The organism is Micromonospora sp. H61, from assembly GCF_018070325.1.
GTDB lineage: Bacteria > Actinomycetota > Actinomycetes > Mycobacteriales > Micromonosporaceae > Micromonospora > Micromonospora salmantinae.
The window spans coordinates 1-19,030 of the sequence record NZ_JAGPXY010000057.1 but is presented as its reverse complement, the minus strand read 5'-3'; the positions used below and the strand labels follow the sequence as shown (position 1 = coordinate 19,030).

Below are 19,030 nucleotides of genomic sequence, written 5' to 3'. Positions count from 1 at the left end.
CGGTTCCGAACGGCCGCAGATGTCACGACGACAACGGACAGAGGATGAGATGAGCGAGAACCTTCCCGGCGGTGCCCTCACCCCCGCTGACGGCCTCACCCTGAGCCGGATGGGCTACGGGGCGATGCAGTTGGCCGGCCCGGGTGTCTTCGGCCCGCCCCGCGACCGCGAGCAGGCGCTCGCCGTGCTCCGCGAGGCCGTCGACCTGGGCGTCCGCCACATCGACACCAGCGACTTCTACGGACCCGTCGTGGTCAACGAGCTGATCCGCGAGGCGCTCCACCCGTACCCCCAGGGTTTGCACCTGGTCACCAAGGTCGGCGCGCGCCGCGGCGCCGACCGCTCCTGGATCCCGGCTCTGGAGCCGGACGACCTCAAGGCCCAGGTACGGGAGAACCTGGAACACCTCGGCCTGGACGTGCTCGACGTGGTCAACCTGCGGGTAGGCATGGCCGAGGGCACCGGCGACGCGCCGCTCGGTGCGCAGTTCGCCGCCCTGGCGGAGCTGCGGCAGGAGGGCCTGATCCGGCACCTCGGGCTCAGCAACGTGACGCTCGACCAGCTCGACGAGGCGCAGGCCATCGCGCCGGTGGTCACCGTGCAGAACCTCTACAACCTCGCGAACCGGCAGGACGACGCCCTTCTCGACCGGTGCGCGGAGGAGAACATCGCGTTCGCGTCGTTCTTCCCGCTCGGCGGGTTCACGCCGTTGCAGTCCGACACGCTCGACGGCGTGGCCGCCCGACTGGGTGCCTCACCGCAGCAGGTAGCCCTCGCCTGGCTGCTCCAGCGCTCCCCCACCACAGTGCTGATCCCCGGCACCTCCAGCCTGGCGCACCTGCGGGAGAACATGGCGGCGGCCGACCTGAAACTGCCGACCGACGCCGTCGAGGAGTTGGACGCGTTGGCTTCCTGACTAGTGCTGGTGCGGCCGGTTGCGGATCAGGGTGAGCGCCAGCACTGCGGTGACGAGGAAGACGACGCCGTTGACCCGCAACCCCGCCTGGACACCGGAGGTCAGCGCCTCGGCGATCGCCGCCCGGACCGGGTCGGGCAGCGGTTGGCCGCCGTTGGCGCCGGAGGCCACCGCTGCCTGCACGGCGGTACGGGTGGGTTCGCCGATCTGGTGCGCGGCGAGCCGGTCCGGCAGGTCGGCCACCATCGTGGTGGTGAGGAGAGTGCCGAGCACTGACGAGCCGAGCACCGAGCCGACCTGTCGGGCGGCGTTGACCGCGCCGGAGGCCATGCCGGCCTGGGCGGGCGCGACGCTGGCCAATGCCGCCGCCGTCGCCGGGGCCACCACCAGACCGCTGGCCGCGCCGAACAATGCGAACAGCGCCCAGCGGTCACCGAACGACGTGGTCGGCCCCTGGTTGGCCAACGCGAAGCTGGCCACCGCACCGAGGACCAGGCCGAGGGTCAACGGCGCCTTGAATCCGGTACGACGAATCGCGCGCCCGGCACCGAAGGCGACCAGCACGTACGCGCCGAAGAGCACCAACATGCGCCAGCCGGTGTCCAGCGGGCTGAGCGCCTGGGCACGTTCGTGGAAGAGGACCAGCAGGATCGCCACGCCGGTGAAGCCGAACAGCGACACCGCGCCGACGACCATGACGGCGCTGAACGACCGGGACCGGAACAGCCGCACGTCGAGCATTGGCGCGTTGGCCCGCAGTTCGACCAGCACGAACGCGACAAGTGCGACGACCGCGACGACCCAGGCCGTCGACACCACCGGGTTGGTGTAGCCGACCTTGCCGCCCTGGATCAGCGCGTAGACGGCGGCCGCGATGGCGACGGTGCCCAGTAGCAGGCCGGGCACGTCGAGTCGGGCGGCGCTCGGCCGGGACTCGGCCACCCCGACGATGGCGACGACGAGGGTGACCAGACCCAGCGCGATCGTCGACAGGTAGACGCTGTGCCACTGGTAGTGCCGCAGCAGGGTGCCGGCGATGAGCGGGCCGATCGCGAGGCCGATGCCGGAGGCCGCCGACCACGCGGTGATGACCTCGGTCCGTCGGTGCGGATCGGTGAAGGTCGCGCCGAGGATCGCCAGGCTGTTCGGCAGGATCAGGGCTCCGCCGAGGCCCGCGACCAACTGTCCGACGATCACCCATGCGACGGTCGGAGCGCCAGCCACGACGGTTGCGCCGACGATCATCGCGACGACCCCGGCGCCGAACATGCGCTTACGCCCGTAGCGGCTGCCCAGGGTGGCCGCGGACAGCACGGCGCTCGCCACCATCAGGGTGTAGGCGCTGGGGATCCAGACCAGAGTGGTGGGGTCGACCCGCAGGTCCTGCTGGATCGTGGTCAACGCGGATACCGTCGCGGTGATCTGCAGGAACGTGATCATCGCGCCCAGGCACATGGCGATCAGGGTCACCGCGCGGGAGCCGCGCAAGGATGAGCGGGCGACGGCGGCCGACCCGGGTGCCGCCGGTCCTGGTGGGGTCTTCCCGGGTGGGGTTGGGGCCGTGGCGCTGGTGGTCACTGAAGATCCTTCAGGCTGGTGGTCTGACTTGCGTATGCTGAAGTCAGCTCGACCCAGTGAAGCACCTGACTAGCCTCCATGCAAGTCAGGTACGCTGGAGGCATGGAGGACCTACGAGACGATCGCGATTCCTGGACGAGCGAAAACTGCTCGGTGGCCCGGGCGATGGACATCGTGGGCAGCAGGTCAACGGTCCTGATCATGCGCGAGGCCCTGCTCGGCACGCGCCGCTTCGACGACTTCGTCCGCCGGGTCGGCGTCGGCGAGCCCGCCATGGCGGCCCGCCTCAAGGAGATGGTCGCCGCCGAACTGCTCGAACGAATTCCCTACCGGGAGCCCGGGCAGCGCACCCGCCACGAGTACCAACTCACCCGCAAGGGCCGCGAACTCCTGCCCGTCATCACCGCACTGCGCAACTGGGGCGACACCTGGGCCGCCACCGACACCGGCCCGTCCGTCGTCGCCACCCACCACGACTGCGGCGAGCCGATCCGCGCGGTGCTCCGCTGCGCCGCCGGCCATGAGATCGCCGACGGCGACATCGACATCATCGCCGGCCCGGGCCTCGTCCGGCGCGACTGACGCTCCGGCCAACGACCACGCTCCGAAGCGACACTGCCGACAGGCTGCCCTGCCCTGCCCTGCCCTGCCCTGCCCTGCCCTGCCCTGCCAGCTACACGTTGCCTGCCGCGAAGCAATCGATCATGATGACTGAAAGTGTCGTACACCTGTTCTAGTGTCGGGCCATGGTCGAGGAGTTGGCGCTGGCAGACGACGCCGTCGCCGCCTGCGTCGACGCCGCCGCCTGGGCCCTGCCGGAGCACGACCTGATCGCCGCGCTCGATGCCGCGCACCGCTTGGAGCAACGGCTCGCCGCCGTCAAACTCGCTCTGGTCCGCGAGCTCGACGGCCGCGGCACGCCCCGGGCGCAGGGCGTCTCCTGCACTGGGGTCTGGCTCCGCGAGCGACTGCGGCTGACCGTTCCCGCCGCCCGACGCCTCGTCGACCTCTCCACGGCCCTCGACACCGGCAACCCCGGCATCCGACAAGCGCTGGCTGATGGCGCCATCAGCCTGGACCAGGCCCGGGTCATCGCCGACACCCTCGACACCGTGAACAGGTCGGCCGACGCCGAGACCGCCGACAAAGCAGTCGGTGTGCTCGTCGGCTGGGCCGCACAATTCGACCCCACCCACCTGCGCAAACTCGGCACCCGCATCCTCGACCACGTCGCCCCCGACATCGCCGACGCCGCCACCCAAGCCGCACTCGACGCCGAACACCGCCGCGCCACCCGCGACCGCCACCTCACCCTCTCCGAACAGACCGACGGTCGCCTCCGACTCACCGGCACCCTCGACACCGAAACCGCCGGCCTACTCCGCGCCGCCATCGACCCACTGACCGCACCATCCGGCCCCGACGACACCCGCTCCCCCGGACAACGCCGCCACGACGCCCTCGCCGACATCTGCCGACTCGCCCTCCGAACCGGCGAACTGCCCGACAGCGGCGGCGACTCCGCCCAGATCGTCATCACCACCAACTACGACGGGCTGACCCGGCAGCTGTCGACCGGGGCGCTCGACATCGGCCTAGAACTCACCCCAGGCACGGTGCGCCGGCTCGCCTGTGACGCCGCTATCCTGCCGGCCGTCCTCGGCGGGACCGGTCAGGTCCTCGACGTGGGTCGACAACGCCGCCTCATCACCGGGCCACTGCGCCGCGCCCTCGTCATCCGCGACCGCGGCTGCGCCTTCCCCGGCTGTGACCGACCACCCCGCTGGTGCCACGCCCACCACATCCACCACTGGGCCGACGGCGGCACCACCAACCTCGACAACGCCGTCCTCCTCTGCGGCCACCACCACCGACACGTCCACCAGGCCGACTGGGTCGTCCGGCTCGGCGACGACGGACACCCCGAGTTCATCCCACCCGCCTGGCTCGACCCCGAACAACTCCCCCGCCGCAACCACTACCACCGACGAACGTAAGAGCAGCCAGCCAACGCCCGCGCAGCCCTTCAAGCCGGGCAACCACATGCGCGCGTTCCGGGCGACGGGCTCGCTCCCGGTGGCCGGGGTCGGGCCGGGGCTGCGCTTCACCCGCTCGACGGGACACAGGCGCCGCTCCGCGCTTGACGACGCGGGCTAGGCAGATGCGTCCGTTCCTACACCGCGCCTAGCCGCTCTGCCTGGGCGATGGCGCACGTACTGCTCCGGGTGCTCGGCCACGCGGAGAGCCGCCCGACCGCACGCCTGTGGAACTCCGAGCAACCGCGCACCTGACCCACGGCTTGACCAGCCGCGCCGTGGATTGTCCGGATGGGACGGACGATGGCCGGGTGGCGGCAACGCCGAGGAGGGCGCCGGCAGTGCCGAGGGACGCGACGACGTGGAGGTGGCCGAACGGGCGCTGCGGGAGGTGGTGGCCGACGCTCGGCGGGTCGGTGCGATCTGGCCGCTGGTGCAGGCGCTCTCGGCGCTGGCCCGGCTCAGAGTGGCCGGGCGTCCGGACGAGCCCGTCCGGTACGCGGCGGAGGCGCTGGCCGACCAGGCCGCCGCCTGGGTCCCCCCGTGGGACGGCCCGGCACGGATGGTGCCGGTGGCGGGCCGTCGGTCGACGGCCCGCCACCTGGATCAGAGGATGACCTGGTGCACCCGGTCGTCGACACCGCGTACCGCCAGCCAGGCGCTGCCGTTGGCACCGGCGGCGGCTCCGGGAGCCCCCCGGAACGCGTCGGTGGCGAACTCACCGCGTCGGAACCAGCCGCCCCAGGCGCCGTCGGCCAGGTTGCGCTGCCAGAGCCGGTTGTCGGCGGCCAGCGCGAACAGGTAGACCCGGCCGGAGGTGGCGAGCAGTGTCGGGCTGCCGCTGGTGGTGCCGCCCAGGTTGGTCCAGGCCGACCAGGTGGTGCCGGTCCGGCTGCTCCACCACACCTCGTCGGTGCGGCTGCGGACCGCCACGTGCAGCACGCCGGCGTCGTCGACGACAGCGCTCGGCCGACCGTAGAACGGCCGATTCTCGGGAGCCCCGACGCCGGTCCAGCCGGCGTTCGGCGTACGCGACCAGAGCTTGCCGTCGGCGCCGCGGGCGACGAGGGTCCACTGCGTCGGGTTGGTCCACGCCACCGTCGGCGCGTCGGTCAGCGTGCCGCCGAGGCTGCGCCACGGTCCCCAGCTACCGGCCACGTAACTGCGCTGCCAGGCGGCGTTGTCGGTGCCGCGGACGAAGACGTCGAGCCGCCCGTCGGCGGAGCCGTACGCCGCCGGCTGGCCGAGGATCCGGCCGCCCACCGGGCCGCCGAGCGAGGTCCAGTGCGTGCCCCACGTCGTACCGGTGCGGGTGTTGACGGCCAGCGCACCGGAAGCGTCGCGGACGAAGGCGGTGGCGTGGGTGTCGTCCACCCGGACCAGCGCCGGGCTGGCGCTGGCGGTGCCACCGAGGTCGGCGCCGGCGACCTGGTCGGTGCCGGTCAGGCCGAGCATGGCCACCCCGTGCGCCGGCACCTCGACGGTGTACGAGCCGGTGAACGGCTGTACGCCCGGGCTGCCCGGTTTGGCGTCCACGTTGGAGCGAGACCACAGGTCACGGACCCTGACCGACCCGCCGAGGGCGACGTCGGCGAAGTTCACTGTGATCTGCTGGGCGGTGTCGTGCCGGTTGAGCAGCGCGACCGCCCGCTTTCCGGAGCCGGTGAGCACCTTGCTCCACACCTGCGCGTCGGTGCCGGTGTCGGCGACCTTGACGCCCTGCCGGACCAGCGGGTCCTGGTCCACCGCGATGATCTCCGGGTTGGTCAGCGCCGAGATCATCTCCTTCGGCAGGCCCCGCGGGTCGGAGCCGATCACCAGCGGCGCGGCCATGATGGCCCACATGCCGAGCTGCGTCTTGGACTCGTCAAGGCTCAACTCGTACCCGCCGTCGGGCAGTGGACGCATCGGCAGCAGGTAGTCCGGGTCGTTGTAGTGCCCCGGTCCGGTGGCCGCCGGGTGGTACGCGTTGACGTCCATGTTGCGCAGCACCCACGGGTACGCCCACTGCGGAGTCGGGTCGGTGAGCCCCACGTCGGTGTAGGTCCGCCAGGAGTCGGCGATGGTGGGCGCGTACGTGTAGCTCCAGGTGGAGAGCTGCTCCGGGGGGTACGGGCCGCCGCCCCAGTCCGAGCTGACCGGGTTGCAAATGTTGAGCAGCATCGGTCGGGGCGACTGGCGTACCGCCTCGGCCAGTTCCCGGAAGGTGGTCTCCGGGTCGAGGCCGGCGGCCCGGCCGCAGAGCCAGTCGGCCTTCAGCGCGTCGAAGCCCCAGCCGGCGAACTGGGCGATGTCCGCCCGGTAGTGGCCGTTGCTGCCGAGCCCACACTGTCCCGGCAGGTACGGGCCGGCGTCGGTGTAGATGCCGGCCTTCATCCCCTTGCTGTGGATGTACGCGGCCAGCGCGGCCATTCCACCGGGGAAGCGGGCCGGGTCGGCGACGAGCTGACCGGCGTCGTTACGCGGGGTGGGCGCGGCCCAGTTGCCGTCGATCCACACGTAGGTGTAGCCGGCGTCCCGTAGACCACTGGTGACCACGTAGTCGGTCACCGACCGTACTTCGGCCTCGGTGGGGTCGCCACCGAGACCGAAGTAGGTGTTCCAGCCCTGGTAGGGCGTCGGGGCGAGGCCGCTGTTGAAGAAGGCCGGCGCGCCCTGGTCCTCGGCGCCGGTGGCCGGCGGGGCGTGACCGGGGCGGCCGGGCCCGTGGCCGGCCCGTGGTGGGTCGGCGGGGGGTGGGCCGGCCATCGCCGGCATCGGGCTGGCCAGGCCCAGGCCGAGCACGGCCAGGGCAGCGGTCAGCTGTCGGTTCAGGCGCATGGAGGTACTCCTGTCCCTCGGGGGTGGGGGTGGTGGTGCTCCGATCTCAGTCGCGGGTCAGCACGATGAGGTCGGCGTCGTGGGTCGCGCTCCACTGCACGGGCAGGCCGACGGTGGCGAGGTGGCTGCCGGAGTAGTGCCGATCGCCGTGCGAGTAACGGGCCGCCGGGTCGAGGCCGCGCAGGGGCAACCGGACCGGGCGGGACGGAAGCAGCCCGGCGCCGTCGAGCCGGCCGGTGTGCCAGGCCAGCACGACGACCTGGTTCTCGTCCGGCGCGGTGTACTGCACCGCACAGCGGGCCTGGTCGGGGCCACCGATCAGGTGCACCTCGCCGCGCGTGACGACGTCCCGGATGTCCTTGTAGCGGGCGATCCAGCCGGCCGCCTCGGCCCGCTCGGCGGGGGTCCACGCCCGGATGTCCGCGCCGATGCCGAGCACACCGGCCATCGCCAGGACGAATCGGAACGCCAACGACCGGGGACGGGCGTCGAACAGGCCGGGCGCGTCGGTGACCCAGGAGCTGAGCAGGTGTGGGGCGTTGGCGTGCAGGAAGCCGTACTGGATGGCCAGCCGGTCCAGCGGGCCGGTGTTGTCGCTGGGCCAGAAGACGTCGGCCCGGGCGGCCATCGCCAGGTCGGTCCGCGCGCCCCCGCCGGCGCACGCCTCGATCAGCACACCGGGATGGTCCCGGCGCAACCGCTCGTAGATCCGGTGCAGGTTGGCGACGTGCGCGCCGTCCAGGTCGAGCGGGCCCGACCCGCCGGACCGACCCGGCTCGGTACGCGGCCTGTTGAAGTCCCACTTCAGGTAGTCGATGTCGTACCGGCGCAGCAGGCCGTCGACTGTGGAGTGGACGAACTCGGCGACCTCCGACCGGCCCAGGTCGAGCAGGTACTGGTTGCGGACCGGGGTGAGCGGCCGGCCGTCGACGGAGTAGACCCAGTCCGGGTGCTCGGCGTACAGCGACGACTTCGGGTTGACGCACTCCGGCTCGACCCAGAGCCCGAAGTTCAGCCCGAGCGCGCGGACGTCGGCGATGAACGTGTCGAACCCGGCCGGGAACTTCGCCGGGTCGGGCGTCCAGTCGCCCAGCCCGGCGGTGTCGTCGTCGCGGCCCACGAACCAGCCGTCGTCCACGACGAACGTCTCCACGCCCAGCTCGGCGGCGATCCGGGCGAGCGCGAGCTGACTCTGCGCCTCGACCGCGAAGTAGGTCGCCTCCCAGGAGTTGTAGAGCACCGGGCGGGGGCTGAGCCGGTCGGCGGCCAGCAACCGCTGGTGGGTGTGCCAGACCCGGGCCAGCCCGTCCAGGCCGTCCGGGCTGTACGCCCCGGTGGCCACCGGCAGTGTCAGGCGCTCGCCGGCGGCCAACTCCAGCGGGCCGTCGACCAGCTGACGGCCGACCCGGACCCGGGTCAGGCCGCCGGTGTCCCGCTCGGCGCTGATCTCCCACGAGCCGGTCCAGGCCAGCGCCATCCCCCACGTCGGACCGGCCGGCTCGGCGGTGTCGCGCACGGCCAGCCACGGCACGTGCAGATGCCCGGGTACGCCCTGGGAGCTGCCGATGCTGAACGTGCCGTGGCCCAGCTCGACGTGGGAGAGCTGGAACTCCTGCTCCCACTGGCCCCACTGGTGGCTGAGCAGCGCGCCGTGCGGCGTCGGTACGCAGAACCCGCCCGATCCGGCCCGGACGACCCCCAGCGCGCCGGTGCCGTCGTTGGTCAGGTCGACCCACCGCTGCACCACGTCGGTGCCGACGGGCACCCGGTAGTGCACCGTGGCGTGCAGCCCGGTGACCTGGTCGGCGAACTCGACGGCCAGCTCCCGCTGGTCTGCGTCGATCCGCGCGTCGGTGTGCACGAAGCCCACCCGGCGCTGCCCGTTGGAGGTTTCGATCACCAGGTCGGCGCCGGTGAACGGGCGGTCGGCGTCGGTAGCGTACTCGATGGGGGCCGCGTCCCCGGCGGTGAGGAAGGGGACCGGGCCGTCGTAGGCGACCGGCGAGGGCCCGTCGGAGACGCCGTGCGGCCCCCACGCGACGAGTTCCAGCCAGCGACCGTGCGCGGGCACCCGCACTGTGTACTCGGTGTGCGTGCCCCGCAGCGTCCAGCGCTGCCCGGCCTCGGCGGTCACTTGACCGCTCCGAGCGCCAGGCCGGAGACGAAGTGCCGCTGGAAGCGGAGGAACACCGCGACGGTGGGCACGGCCGCGATGACAGTACCGGCGGCGATGACGTTCCAGGACGAGACGAACTGGCCCTGGAGGGCGAGCAGCGCCGGGGTGACCGGCATGTTGTCATCGGTACGCAGCACGGTGATCGCCCAGAGCAGGTCGTTGAAGATCCAGGTGAACGACAGCGCCCCGAGAGCGGCCAACGCGGGCCGGGTCAGCGGCAGCATCACCTTTGTGAAGATCTGTGCCGTGCCGGCGCCGTCGATGGTGGCCGCCTCCTGGATCTCTCCCGGCAGGTCCCGCATGAAGCCGTGCAGGACGAACGTGTAGAAGCCGAGCCCGAAGCCGACCTGCACCGCGATCAACGCCCAGAGCGTGTCGTACAGGCCGGTCAGCTCGCTGAACTTGGCCACCGGGATGAGCAGGATCTGCGGTGGGAGCAGGTTGCCGGCGAGCATCAGCAGCAGGATCGTCCGCCGTCCGGGGATCCGGAAGCGACTCAGCGCGAACGCGGCCGTCGCGGCCAGCCCCAGGCTCAGCGCCACCGACGGGACGGTGACCAGCATGCTGTTGATCAGCGCCCGCAGCTCGCCGCCGTCGGTCCACGCCTGCCGGTAGGTGTCCAGTGTGAACGACCGGGGCAGGCTGCCCACACCGTGCGCGGCGATGTCGTCGAACGACCGGGTGGACATCACCACCACCCAGAGCACCGGGCCCAGCCAGAGCAGCGAGAGCAGGATCATGCCGGTGTGGAAGGCCCCGGTACGGAGCTTGTTCATGACGCTTCCTCCCGGAACGCGCGGACCAGGTAGCCGAGGATGACGGCCAGCGCGAGCACGAAGATCACGACAGCGATCGCCGAGGCGTAGCCCAGCCGCAGGCTCTGGAACGCGGTCGAGTACATGTAGGTGCTGAGCAGCTCCGACGAGTGGTACGGCCCGCCCTTGGTCAGCGACCAGACGATGTCGAACGAGCGCAATGAGTCGATCACGATGACCGACAGCACCACTGCGTTGACCCCCTTGAGCTGGGGAATCGTGACGTGTCGTAGCCGCTGCCAGGAGTTGGCGCCGTCCACCCGGGCCGCCTCGTGCAGCGCCGGGTCGATCGCCTTCAACCCGGCCAGGAACAGCACCATCACGTACCCGATCTGCCGCCACAGCGCGGGCAGGATCACCGCGTACAGGGCGGTCTGCGGGTCGGCGAGCCAGGGCCGGATCAGCTGCTCCAGGCCGACGGCCCGCAGCAGCGTGTCGGCGATGCCGTCGGGCTGGTAGAAGACCCGCCAGACCAGTGCGGTCACCACCAGCGAGAACACCACCGGGGTGAACAGCGCGGCCCGGTAGAAGCCGACAAAGCGCCGTTCCTTCTGCAGGACGAGCGCCATGCCGAACCCGCCCAGCACGGAGAGGCCGCCGAAGAGCACCAGCCAGATCACCGTGTTGACCAGCGCACCCCGGAAGGTGGCGTCGCCGGCCAGCTCGACGTAGTTGTCGGTGCCGACGAAGGTCGGCGGTGTCATCCCGTCCCAGCGGGTGAGGGAGAACCAGAAGCCCTGGATCGCCGGCCAGAAGACCCAGACGCTCTCGACCGCGAACGGCACGAGGACGAACGCCACCAGCAGCGGCGACAGTCGAGCCGACCGTCGCCGCCGCCGGGTGGGTGTGACCGACGTCGTGGAGATCGTTGCTGTCACGTCAGCCCTTGAAGACCTTCTCGGCGCCGGCCTGCCACTCCCGCAGGATCGCGTCGATCTGGTCCGGCTTGTCGATGAACTTGGTCAGCGCGGTGTCCGCGGTCGGCTGGAGCGCGTCGCTGGAGTCGCGGTTGAAGAACTGGGTCAGCTCCTTGGCCTCGTCCAGCATCGCCTTGCCCTTGGCCACCAGCGGCGAGTCCGACGCCTTGGCCCTGGGGTTGGCCGGCAGCACGATGCCGGAGCTGGCCTTGACGTACGCCTCCTGGGCCTCGACCCCGGAGAGGTAGCTGAGCAGGGCCTTGGTGCCGGTCGGGTTGGCGGTCTTCGCGCTGGCGAAGAAGCCGTCGGTCGGCGCCTCCTCGGCCAGCGGCACCGCCGGATCGATGATCGGGAACCGGAAAAAGTCCAGGTCGCCGAGCGCGTCCTTGGGTGCGGCGTCGGCGAAGAACGTGCCGATCAGGAACATGCCGGTCTTGCCGGCCAGCAGCGCGGTGGTCGCCTCCTGGAACGGGTACGCCTTGCCCTTGGGATCGAAGTAGGGCAGGGCCTCGCGCCAGCGGGTGAAGACCGCCTTGACCTTCGGGTCGTCGAAGCGCTGCTTGCCGGCGAGCAGCTCGCGGTGGAACGGCGCGCCGTTGATCCGGATGTTCAGGTAGTCGAACCAGGCCGAGGCCACCCACGGGGTGTCGCCGAGGCCGATGCCGATCGGCGGGACGCCCTTGCTCTTCAGCGTCTCGCACAGCGCCAGGAACTCGGTCCAGGTCTTCGGCTCCTGCACGCCCCACTTGGCGAAGTTGGACTTGCGGTAGAAGAAGCCCCACCAGTAGTTGTTCATCGGCACGAAGATCTGCTTGCCGCTGGCGTCGGTGGAGAGCGTGCGTAACGACTGGGGGTAGTCGTCCAGTGACTTCCACACGTCCGAGACGTCCAGCAGCAGGTTCTTGCTGGCGTAGTCGTTGGCGACCGAGCCCGCGTACCAGGTGTAGAGGTCCGGCGGGTTGGCCGAGGTCAGGTAGGTCGGCAGCTGGGTCCGGAAGGTCTCCGAGGCGATCGTGTTGAGACTCGCCGTGCCCTTGCCCTGCGCGTTGAAGGTCTCGATCAGCTTCTCCATCGCCGCCTTGGCCTGCGGCGAGGAGAGGTTGGACTGGATGGTGACCGCGCCCGAGCCGTTGCTCGTCGGCCCGCTGGCGGAGCTGGCGCACGCGCTGAGGAACGAGCTGGCGCCGAGCGCGCCCAGTCCGGCGAGCCCAAGGTGGCCAAGGAATCGCCGGCGACCGGGGTCGAAGTCGCTCACGGAGGTATCCCTTCCTTTACGACACTCAGCGTCACCACGCGATGTGTCGTCCATGTGAATGCTGTGACGAGAAGGTTGCATCGGCCGTCGCCGACTGTCAAGATATCTTCGTAATTAATGATTAGACGAGACCAAGGCGAGGGTCAGGTGGATCAGCTTATGCGTCGGCTTGAGGGCAAGAACGCGCTGGTCACCGGTGCGATGGGTGGGATCGGCACGGCCATCGCCCGGCGACTCGCCGCCGAAGGAGCAGCTGTCGCGCTGCTCGACGTGGCCGATCCGGCCCCACTGGCCGAGGAACTGACAGCGCGCGGCGACCGAGCACTGTCCGTAGTGGGCGATGTCAGCGACGAGGCCGACTGGACGGCAACCGTGAGCGCCGTACGGGACCGCCTCGGCCCGGTCGACATCCTGGTCAGCACCGCGTACGCCGTCCGGGTCGCCCCGGCGCACGAGACCAGCCGGCAGTCCTGGGACCACCAGCTCGGCGTCAGCCTCACCGGCTCCTTCCTCGGCGTCCGCGCCTGCCTTGACGACCTGCGGGCACGCTCCGGCGCGGTGGTGCTGATCTCCTCGGTGCACGCGCTGGTCGGGTTGCCCGGCCGGCCCGCGTACGCGGCGGCCAAGGGCGGCCTGGTCGCGCTCGGCCGCCAACTCGCCGTCGAGTACGGCCCGCAGGTCCGGGTCAACACAGTGCTGCCCGGGCCGATCCTCACCGCCGCCTGGGCCGACGTGTCCGAAGAGGACCGCCAGCGCAGCATCGCGGAGACCGTCGCGAAGCGCTTCGGCACACCGGACGAGGTGGCCGCCACTGTCGCCTTCCTCGCCTCGCCGGACGCCGCCTACATCACCGGCGCGAGCCTCGTGGTGGACGGTGGCTGGACAGCGGTGAAAGCCTCGGCCTGAGAGATCGATACCGACCAGCGAAAAGGCCAGGAGCATTGGCACAGTACGCACGCCGCGGCGTCCACGGGCAGACCGTCGAAGCGATCGCCCGTCGCATCCTCACCGGCGAGATCGCCGCCGGCGCGACGCTGAACATCATCGCGTTGCAGGAGGAGTTCGACGTCAGCCTCACCGCGCTCCGCGAGGCGCTGAAGGTCCTCTCGGCCAAGGGCATCGTCGACGCTCGACAGAAGCGCGGCACCTTCGTCCGACCCCGTGCGGACTGGAACCTGCTCGACGGTGACGTGATCCGCTGGCAGTTCGCCGAGGGCACCGACCAGCGGTTGCTCGACCAACTGCACGAGGTGCGCGCCATCATCGAGCCGGCCGCCGCACGCCTGGCCGCCACCCGCGCCACCGAGGACGACCTGACCGCCCTCGACCGGGCGCTGGCCGAGATGGCCCAGGCCAACGGTGATCCCGCCGCCGCCATCGCCGCCGACCTCGCCTTCCACCGTGCGCTGCTCACCGCCACCCACAACGAGCTGCTGGAGCGGATGGAGGTGGTGATGGAGACCGGGCTCGCCGAACGGGACCGGCTGGTGCACGGTGGCAGCCCGCACGACGACCCGGTGCCCAGCCACCGCGCGGTGGTCGACGCGCTGCGCGACCGGAACGAGACGGCGGCCGAGACCGCTATGCGTCAGTTGCTGGACAAGGCCGTCCGCGACGTCGAGAAGGCACGGGGACGAAGGGGCAGTCAGTGAAGATCGAGCGGATCGAGACCTTCCTGGTCGCGCCACGGTGGTTGTTCTGCCGGGTGGAGACCGACGACGGGCTGGTCGGGTGGGGTGAGCCGGTGGTCGAGGGCCGCGCCGAGGTGGTGCGCAGCGCGGTCGAGGTGCTCTCCGAGTATCTGATCGGTGCGGACCCGCTGCGCATCGAGCAGCACTGGCAGGTGCTCACCAAGGGCGGCTTCTACCGGGGCGGCCCGATCCTCTCCAGCGCGGTCGCCGGCCTCGACCAGGCGCTCTGGGACATCGCCGGTCAGGCGTACGGCGCGCCGGTGCACGCGCTGCTCGGCGGGCACGTGCGCGACCGGGTACGGATCTACTCGTGGATCGGCGGCGACGAACCCGGCGAGGTGGCCGACGCCGCCGCCGCGCAGATCGCCGCCGGCCTCACCGGGGTCAAGATGAACGCCTGCGGGCGTCTCTCGCCGATCCCCACCTCGGCCGAAGTGGACGCGGTCATCGGCCGGGTGGCCGCCGCCCGTGAGGTGCTCGGCCCCGACCGGGACATCGCCGTGGACTTCCACGGTCGCGCCGGAATGGCCGCCGTCCGCCGGGTCCTGCCCGAGCTGGCCGCCCTGCGCCCGTTCTTCGTGGAGGAGCCGGTCCTGCCCGACCAGGCTCACCACCTGCGCGACATCGTCGCCAGCACGCCGATCCCGGTGGCCACCGGCGAGCGGCTCTACGGCCGGTCCGAGTTCCTCGGCCCGTTGCAGGCCGGGGTCGCAGTGGTCCAACCGGACCTGTCGCACGCCGGTGGCATCTCCGAGGTCCGCCGGATCGCCGCGCTGGCCGAGACGTACGGCGCGCTGCTCGCCCCGCACTGCCCGCTCGGCCCGATCTCCCTGGCGGCCAGCCTCCAGGTGGCCTTCGCGACGCCGAACTTCCTGATCCAGGAGCAGAGCATCGGCATCCACTACAACGCCGGCTCGGAGTTGCTGGACTACCTGGTCGACCCGGAGCCGTTCCGGTTCGTGGACGGGCACATCGCCCGCCTCGACCGGCCCGGTCTGGGCATCACCGTCGACGAGACGGCGGTCCGCAAGGCCGCCCAGACGCCCCACGTCTGGCGCAACCCGGTCTGGCAGCACGCCGACGGGTCCTTCGCCGAGTGGTGACCGACGTGCGGCCGGTGGCCCTGCGGGTGGCGTACGACGCGGCGCACGGCGGTCGGTGGACGAGTCTGCGCGGCGGCAGCCGGGAGTGGCTGTGGCGTGGCCCGGAACCCGGCCGGCACGAGGTACGCCCCGACGACGCCTTCGTCGACGCCGGCGGTCTGGAGGAGTGCCTGCCCACAGTGCGCGGCGAGCCCGACCACGGCGAGGTGTGGTCGCGGCCGTGGCGCGGCGGCGGCCCCGGCAGTGCGGTCATCGAGCGGCCGACGTTCACCCTCACCCGCCGGATCAGCGACTCCGGCGGCGTGGTGGTGGCCGAGTACCGGTTGGCCGCCGACCCCGGGTACCGGTTCGTCTGGGCCGCGCACGCCCTGCTCGACCTCTCCCCCGCCGCCCGCCTCGACGCGCCCACCGGCACCCCGACCCGGCTGCACCCGGAAGCCGCCGCGCTCCTGCCACCGGGCAGTTGGCCCACCGGCGACCCGTGGTTGACCGGGTCGTGGCCGGCCCCGGCCGGGCTGATCCTGGACACGTTCGGCCCGGACGACGGGACAGCGCTCGGCGCGGTGCTGCTCGACTGCGCCCGGGTGCAGGTGATCGACGGAGCCGACCGGCTCACTCTGGAGCTGGAGTGCGCCGGCCAGCCCCGCAGCACAGCGCTCTGGCGCAACCTGGGCGGCTGGCCGGCGAACGGCCCCTACCGCAGCGTCGGCGTCGAACCGATGCTCGGCGCGGCCTTCGACCTGGCCGACGCCGGCCCCGCCGACGCGGCGGTCGTCCCGCCCGCCGGTGAGGTCACCTGGCGACTCATCATCTCCGCCCACCGCACCCACTGAGGACACCGTGATGAACCTGCTCGACGAGCTGCGTACCCACCGGCTGTTGGCCATCGTGCGCGGCCCGGACCCGGCCGCCGCCCTGACCGCCGTACTCACCCTGGCCGATAGCGGCGTCGCACTGGTCGAGGTCTCGATGACCAGCGCCGACGCGCTCGGCGTCATCCGCCGCGCCCGGGCCGCCCTCGGGCCCGACTACGCCCTGGGCGCCGGCACCGTGCTCAGCGCCGAGGACGCCCGCGCGGCGGCCGACGCCGGCGCCGGTTTCCTGGTCACCCCGGCCATCGCGGCGAGCCTCGCCGAGGGCGGCCGGCTCGGGCTGCCGGTGCTCGCCGGCGCCCTCACCCCCACCGAGGTGGTGCAGGCCACCGACGGCGGGGCCACCGCGATCAAGCTCTTCCCGGCCTCGCTCGGCGGGCCGGACTACCTCGGCGCTCTGCGCGACCCGTTCCCCGGTACCGCGTTCGTGCCAGTCGGTGGTGTCGACGCGGACGGTGCTCGACGCTACCTGGACCGGGGCGCGACAGCGGTCGGCGTCGGTTCCCCGCTGCTCGGCGACGCCGTCCGAGGCGGCGACACGACGGCGCTGCGCGAGCGCGCCGCCGCCTTCCTCGCGGCGGTCCGGCCATGACCGACCTGCTCACGCTCGGCGAGACGATGGCGGCGTTCCGCACCACCGGCCCACTGCGACTGGGCGGCACGGCCGGCATCTCCGTCGCCGGGTCCGAGTCGAACGTGGCGATCGGCATGGCCCGGCTCGGCCACCGGGCGGCCTGGGTCGGCGTCACCGGCGCCGACGAGCCCGGCGAGCTGGTCCGCCGTACGCTGCGCGCCGAGGGTGTCGACCTGACCTGGTCCCGGGTCGACGCGACCGCTCCCACCGGGCTGATCCTCTTCGAGAACCGGGTCGCCGACATCAACCGGGTCACCTACCACCGTGCCGGGTCGGCCGGCTCCCGGCTGGGCCCGGCCGACGTGACCCGGGCCTTCGACGCGCCCGGGCCGCCACCCCGGCTGCTGCACGTCACCGGCATCACCTGCGCGCTCGGCGTCGAGCCGTACCACGCGGTGGCGGAGGCCGTGCGGCGCGCCCGCGTCGCCGGCAGCACGATCTGCCTGGACGTCAACCACCGCAACCGGCTCTGGTCGGTCGCCGAGGCCGCCGCCGCGCTGCGCCCGCTGCTGTCCTCGATCGACCTGGTGATCGCCTCCAACGACGAGTTGGCGGTGCTCACCGATGCGACCGACCCGGCCTCGGCGCTACTCTCGGCCGGCGTCACCGAGGTCGTCGTCAAGCACGGTGCCGATGGAGCGACCAGCCACAGCGCGGCCGGCACCATCCACCGTCCAGCCCGGACGGTGCCGGTGGTGGACACCGTCGGCGCGGGCGACGCCTTCGTCGCCGGGCTGCTCTCCGGCTGGCTCGACGGCGTCGACGCGTCGACCCGACTGGACCGGGCCGTCACCACCGGCGCGTTCGCGGTCGCCAGCCGGGGCGACTGGGAGGGCCTGCCCGACCGGGCCGAGCTGGCGCTGCTCGACCACGGCCCCGGCGGTACGGTCCGCTGACGATCCTTTGGAGGAGCACAATGGAGCTGACCGAGCCGACCGTCTGGAGCATCGACCGGCTGGAGTTGGGTGAGGGCCTGCGCTGGGTCGACGACCGGCTGGTCCTCGTCGACCTGCTGGCCGGGCGACTGTTGGAGACCGACGGCAACGCCCCGACCCCGCTGCGGGAGCTACGCCGCCTCGATGTGCCGCTCGGCGCGGTCGCCCCGGTGGCCGACCGACCTGGCGACTGGCTGGCCGCCGCCGGGACCGGCGTCACGGTGCTGCCCGCCACCGGCGACGCCCGTCCGGTCGCCGAGCTGGTCGCCGACGCGCCCGAGCCGACCCGGATGAACGACGCGGTCGCCGACCCGCACGGCCGCTTCTGGGCCGGCAGCATGACGTACGCGATGGTGCCCGGCGGGGGCACGCTGTTCCGCCTCACCCCCGGCGCCGCGCCGGTCCCCGCGGTGACCGGGCTGACCATCCCCAACGGTCCGGCGTTCGACGCGACCGGCACCACCATGTACCTGGCCGACACCCCGCGCGGCGAGATCGACCGGTTCACCGTCGACCCCGCCACCGGCGACCTGCGCGGACGGGAGCCGTTCCTGCGGTTGTCCCCCGCCGACGGCGGCCCGGACGGTATGACGCTCGACGCGGCCGACCACCTCTGGATCGCGTTGTGGGGCGGCTCGGCGGTACGCCGCTACCGGCCCGACGGCACCCTCGACCGGGAGATCCGGCTGCCGGCCAAGCAGCCGGCCGGCATCTGCCTGGGCGGCCCCGACCTGCGGCGACTCTTCATCGGCACCGCCCGGGTGGGGCTGGACTCGGCGGGCCCCCAGGACGGCGCGCTGCTCGCGGTGGACGTCCCGGTGCCCGGCCTGCCCGCCGCGCGGGCCAGTTCGCCAGCGAGCTGATCGGAGGCATATCGGACGCCAGGGCGGGAACAACCCCACCGAAGCGCCGCAACAGCCGACCGGTAGGGAGCGAGCCGATGAGCACCGTGGGGCGGACGTCATGAACGGGCCGGTCGGCGACGAGCCGATGGGCGAACTGGAGCTGGTGCACACCTTCACCGGCCCGATGCCGACCGGGGTGAGCGTCTCGCACCGGGGCCGGATCTTCGTCAACTTCCCCAAGTGGGGCGACGAGGTGCCGGCCACCGTCGTCGAACTGCGCGACGGTCGGGAGATGCCCTACCCCGACCAGGCCTGGAACGACCCGTCCGGTGACGACGACGCGGGCGCGTTCGTCTCGGTGCAGAGCATCGTGGTGGACCCGGCCGACCGGCTCTGGGTGCTGGACACCGGCAGCCCGATGTTCCAGCCCACCAAGC

17 protein-coding genes are annotated in these 19,030 nt (G+C 72.1%); 11 read left to right on the top strand and 6 right to left on the bottom strand.

What is annotated here, in order from left to right:
- Window positions 1-49 precede the first annotated feature (49 nt).
- Window positions 50-916, top strand: coding sequence for an oxidoreductase (locus tag KBX08_RS24200; protein WP_210785684.1), 867 nt, complete (start codon window positions 50-52; stop codon window positions 914-916).
- Here KBX08_RS24200 and KBX08_RS24195 read toward each other — a convergent pair whose 3' ends face one another.
- On the bottom strand, window positions 917-2,494 hold the full coding sequence (locus KBX08_RS24195; RefSeq protein ID WP_307850635.1) for an MFS transporter: 1,578 nt from the start codon (window positions 2,492-2,494) through the stop codon (window positions 917-919).
- Window positions 2,495-2,596: 102 nt separating this feature from the next.
- Here KBX08_RS24195 and KBX08_RS24190 point away from each other — a divergent pair, with 102 nt between their 5' ends.
- The gene (locus KBX08_RS24190) at window positions 2,597-3,076 is read left to right on the top strand and encodes a helix-turn-helix domain-containing protein (protein ID WP_210785683.1); all 480 of its coding nucleotides are present in this window, start codon (window positions 2,597-2,599) and stop codon (window positions 3,074-3,076) included.
- 164 nt (window positions 3,077-3,240) lie between these two features.
- A complete protein-coding gene (locus tag KBX08_RS24185) occupies window positions 3,241-4,491 on the top strand; it encodes an HNH endonuclease signature motif containing protein (RefSeq protein ID WP_210785682.1) in 1,251 nt (416 codons plus the stop codon).
- A 645-nt stretch (window positions 4,492-5,136) separates the two neighbouring features.
- Here KBX08_RS24185 and KBX08_RS24180 read toward each other — a convergent pair.
- From KBX08_RS24180 to KBX08_RS24160, 5 genes are read right to left on the bottom strand one after another with little or no spacing between them, the layout of a single operon-like run.
- Window positions 5,137-7,350: a glycoside hydrolase family 27 protein gene (locus KBX08_RS24180; protein WP_210785681.1), complete on the bottom strand. Its 2,214-nt coding sequence runs from the start codon at window positions 7,348-7,350 to the stop codon at window positions 5,137-5,139.
- A 46-nt stretch (window positions 7,351-7,396) separates the two neighbouring features.
- Window positions 7,397-9,484, bottom strand: coding sequence for an alpha-galactosidase (locus KBX08_RS24175; RefSeq protein ID WP_210785680.1), 2,088 nt, complete (start codon window positions 9,482-9,484; stop codon window positions 7,397-7,399).
- Entirely contained in the window at window positions 9,481-10,302 is an 822-nt protein-coding gene (locus tag KBX08_RS24170) for a carbohydrate ABC transporter permease (RefSeq protein WP_210785679.1), read from the bottom strand. Before KBX08_RS24170 ends, KBX08_RS24175 begins: the two co-directional genes overlap by 4 nt.
- Window positions 10,299-11,219: a carbohydrate ABC transporter permease gene (locus KBX08_RS24165; protein WP_210785678.1), complete on the bottom strand. Its 921-nt coding sequence runs from the start codon at window positions 11,217-11,219 to the stop codon at window positions 10,299-10,301. The genes KBX08_RS24170 and KBX08_RS24165 overlap by 4 nt, the downstream gene beginning before the upstream one ends.
- Before the next feature lies 1 nt (window position 11,220).
- A complete protein-coding gene (locus KBX08_RS24160) occupies window positions 11,221-12,513 on the bottom strand; it encodes an extracellular solute-binding protein (protein ID WP_210785677.1) in 1,293 nt (430 codons plus the stop codon).
- A 159-nt stretch (window positions 12,514-12,672) separates the two neighbouring features.
- On the opposite strand from KBX08_RS24160, the gene KBX08_RS24155 reads away from it, so the two are divergent.
- The 8 genes from KBX08_RS24155 to KBX08_RS24120 form a co-directional block, all read left to right on the top strand.
- Complete coding sequence (locus KBX08_RS24155; RefSeq protein WP_210785676.1) at window positions 12,673-13,419, top strand: SDR family NAD(P)-dependent oxidoreductase; 747 nt, start codon at window positions 12,673-12,675, stop codon at window positions 13,417-13,419.
- 35 nt (window positions 13,420-13,454) lie between these two features.
- Window positions 13,455-14,165, top strand: a complete 711-nt coding sequence (locus KBX08_RS24150; protein WP_210785675.1) for a FadR/GntR family transcriptional regulator — start codon at window positions 13,455-13,457, stop codon at window positions 14,163-14,165.
- Entirely contained in the window at window positions 14,162-15,307 is a 1,146-nt protein-coding gene (gene dgoD, locus KBX08_RS24145) for a galactonate dehydratase (RefSeq protein ID WP_210785674.1), read from the top strand. Before KBX08_RS24150 ends, dgoD begins: the two co-directional genes overlap by 4 nt.
- A gap of 5 nt (window positions 15,308-15,312) precedes the next feature.
- Window positions 15,313-16,140 (top strand): hypothetical protein, encoded by an 828-nt coding sequence (locus KBX08_RS24140; RefSeq protein WP_307850634.1) that lies wholly within the window; start codon window positions 15,313-15,315, stop codon window positions 16,138-16,140.
- A gap of 10 nt (window positions 16,141-16,150) precedes the next feature.
- Complete coding sequence (locus tag KBX08_RS24135; RefSeq protein ID WP_210785672.1) at window positions 16,151-16,771, top strand: bifunctional 4-hydroxy-2-oxoglutarate aldolase/2-dehydro-3-deoxy-phosphogluconate aldolase; 621 nt, start codon at window positions 16,151-16,153, stop codon at window positions 16,769-16,771.
- Window positions 16,768-17,709 carry a sugar kinase gene (locus tag KBX08_RS24130; RefSeq protein ID WP_210785671.1) on the top strand — a complete coding sequence of 314 codons (942 nt, stop codon included), beginning with the start codon at window positions 16,768-16,770 and terminating at the stop codon, window positions 17,707-17,709. The genes KBX08_RS24135 and KBX08_RS24130 overlap by 4 nt, the downstream gene beginning before the upstream one ends.
- 20 nt (window positions 17,710-17,729) lie before the next feature.
- A complete protein-coding gene (locus tag KBX08_RS24125; RefSeq protein WP_210785670.1) occupies window positions 17,730-18,611 on the top strand; it encodes an SMP-30/gluconolactonase/LRE family protein in 882 nt (293 codons plus the stop codon).
- Between the two features lie 100 nt (window positions 18,612-18,711).
- On the top strand, window positions 18,712-19,030 hold a 319-nt coding region (locus KBX08_RS24120), incomplete at its 3' end, for a major royal jelly family protein (RefSeq protein ID WP_247669967.1).

Coding starts and splice junctions, on each gene's coding strand:
- KBX08_RS24200 (WP_210785684.1), top strand. CDS start 50: ATGAGCGAGAACCTTCCCGGCGGTGCCCTCACCCCCGCTGACGGCCTC.
- KBX08_RS24190 (WP_210785683.1), top strand. CDS start 2,597: ATGGAGGACCTACGAGACGATCGCGATTCCTGGACGAGCGAAAACTGC.
- KBX08_RS24185 (WP_210785682.1), top strand. CDS start 3,241: ATGGTCGAGGAGTTGGCGCTGGCAGACGACGCCGTCGCCGCCTGCGTC.
- KBX08_RS24180 (WP_210785681.1), bottom strand. CDS start 7,350: ATGCGCCTGAACCGACAGCTGACCGCTGCCCTGGCCGTGCTCGGCCTG.
- KBX08_RS24170 (WP_210785679.1), bottom strand. CDS start 10,302: ATGAACAAGCTCCGTACCGGGGCCTTCCACACCGGCATGATCCTGCTC.
- KBX08_RS24155 (WP_210785676.1), top strand. CDS start 12,673: ATGCGTCGGCTTGAGGGCAAGAACGCGCTGGTCACCGGTGCGATGGGT.
- KBX08_RS24135 (WP_210785672.1), top strand. CDS start 16,151: ATGAACCTGCTCGACGAGCTGCGTACCCACCGGCTGTTGGCCATCGTG.
- KBX08_RS24130 (WP_210785671.1), top strand. CDS start 16,768: ATGACCGACCTGCTCACGCTCGGCGAGACGATGGCGGCGTTCCGCACC.
- KBX08_RS24125 (WP_210785670.1), top strand. CDS start 17,730: ATGGAGCTGACCGAGCCGACCGTCTGGAGCATCGACCGGCTGGAGTTG.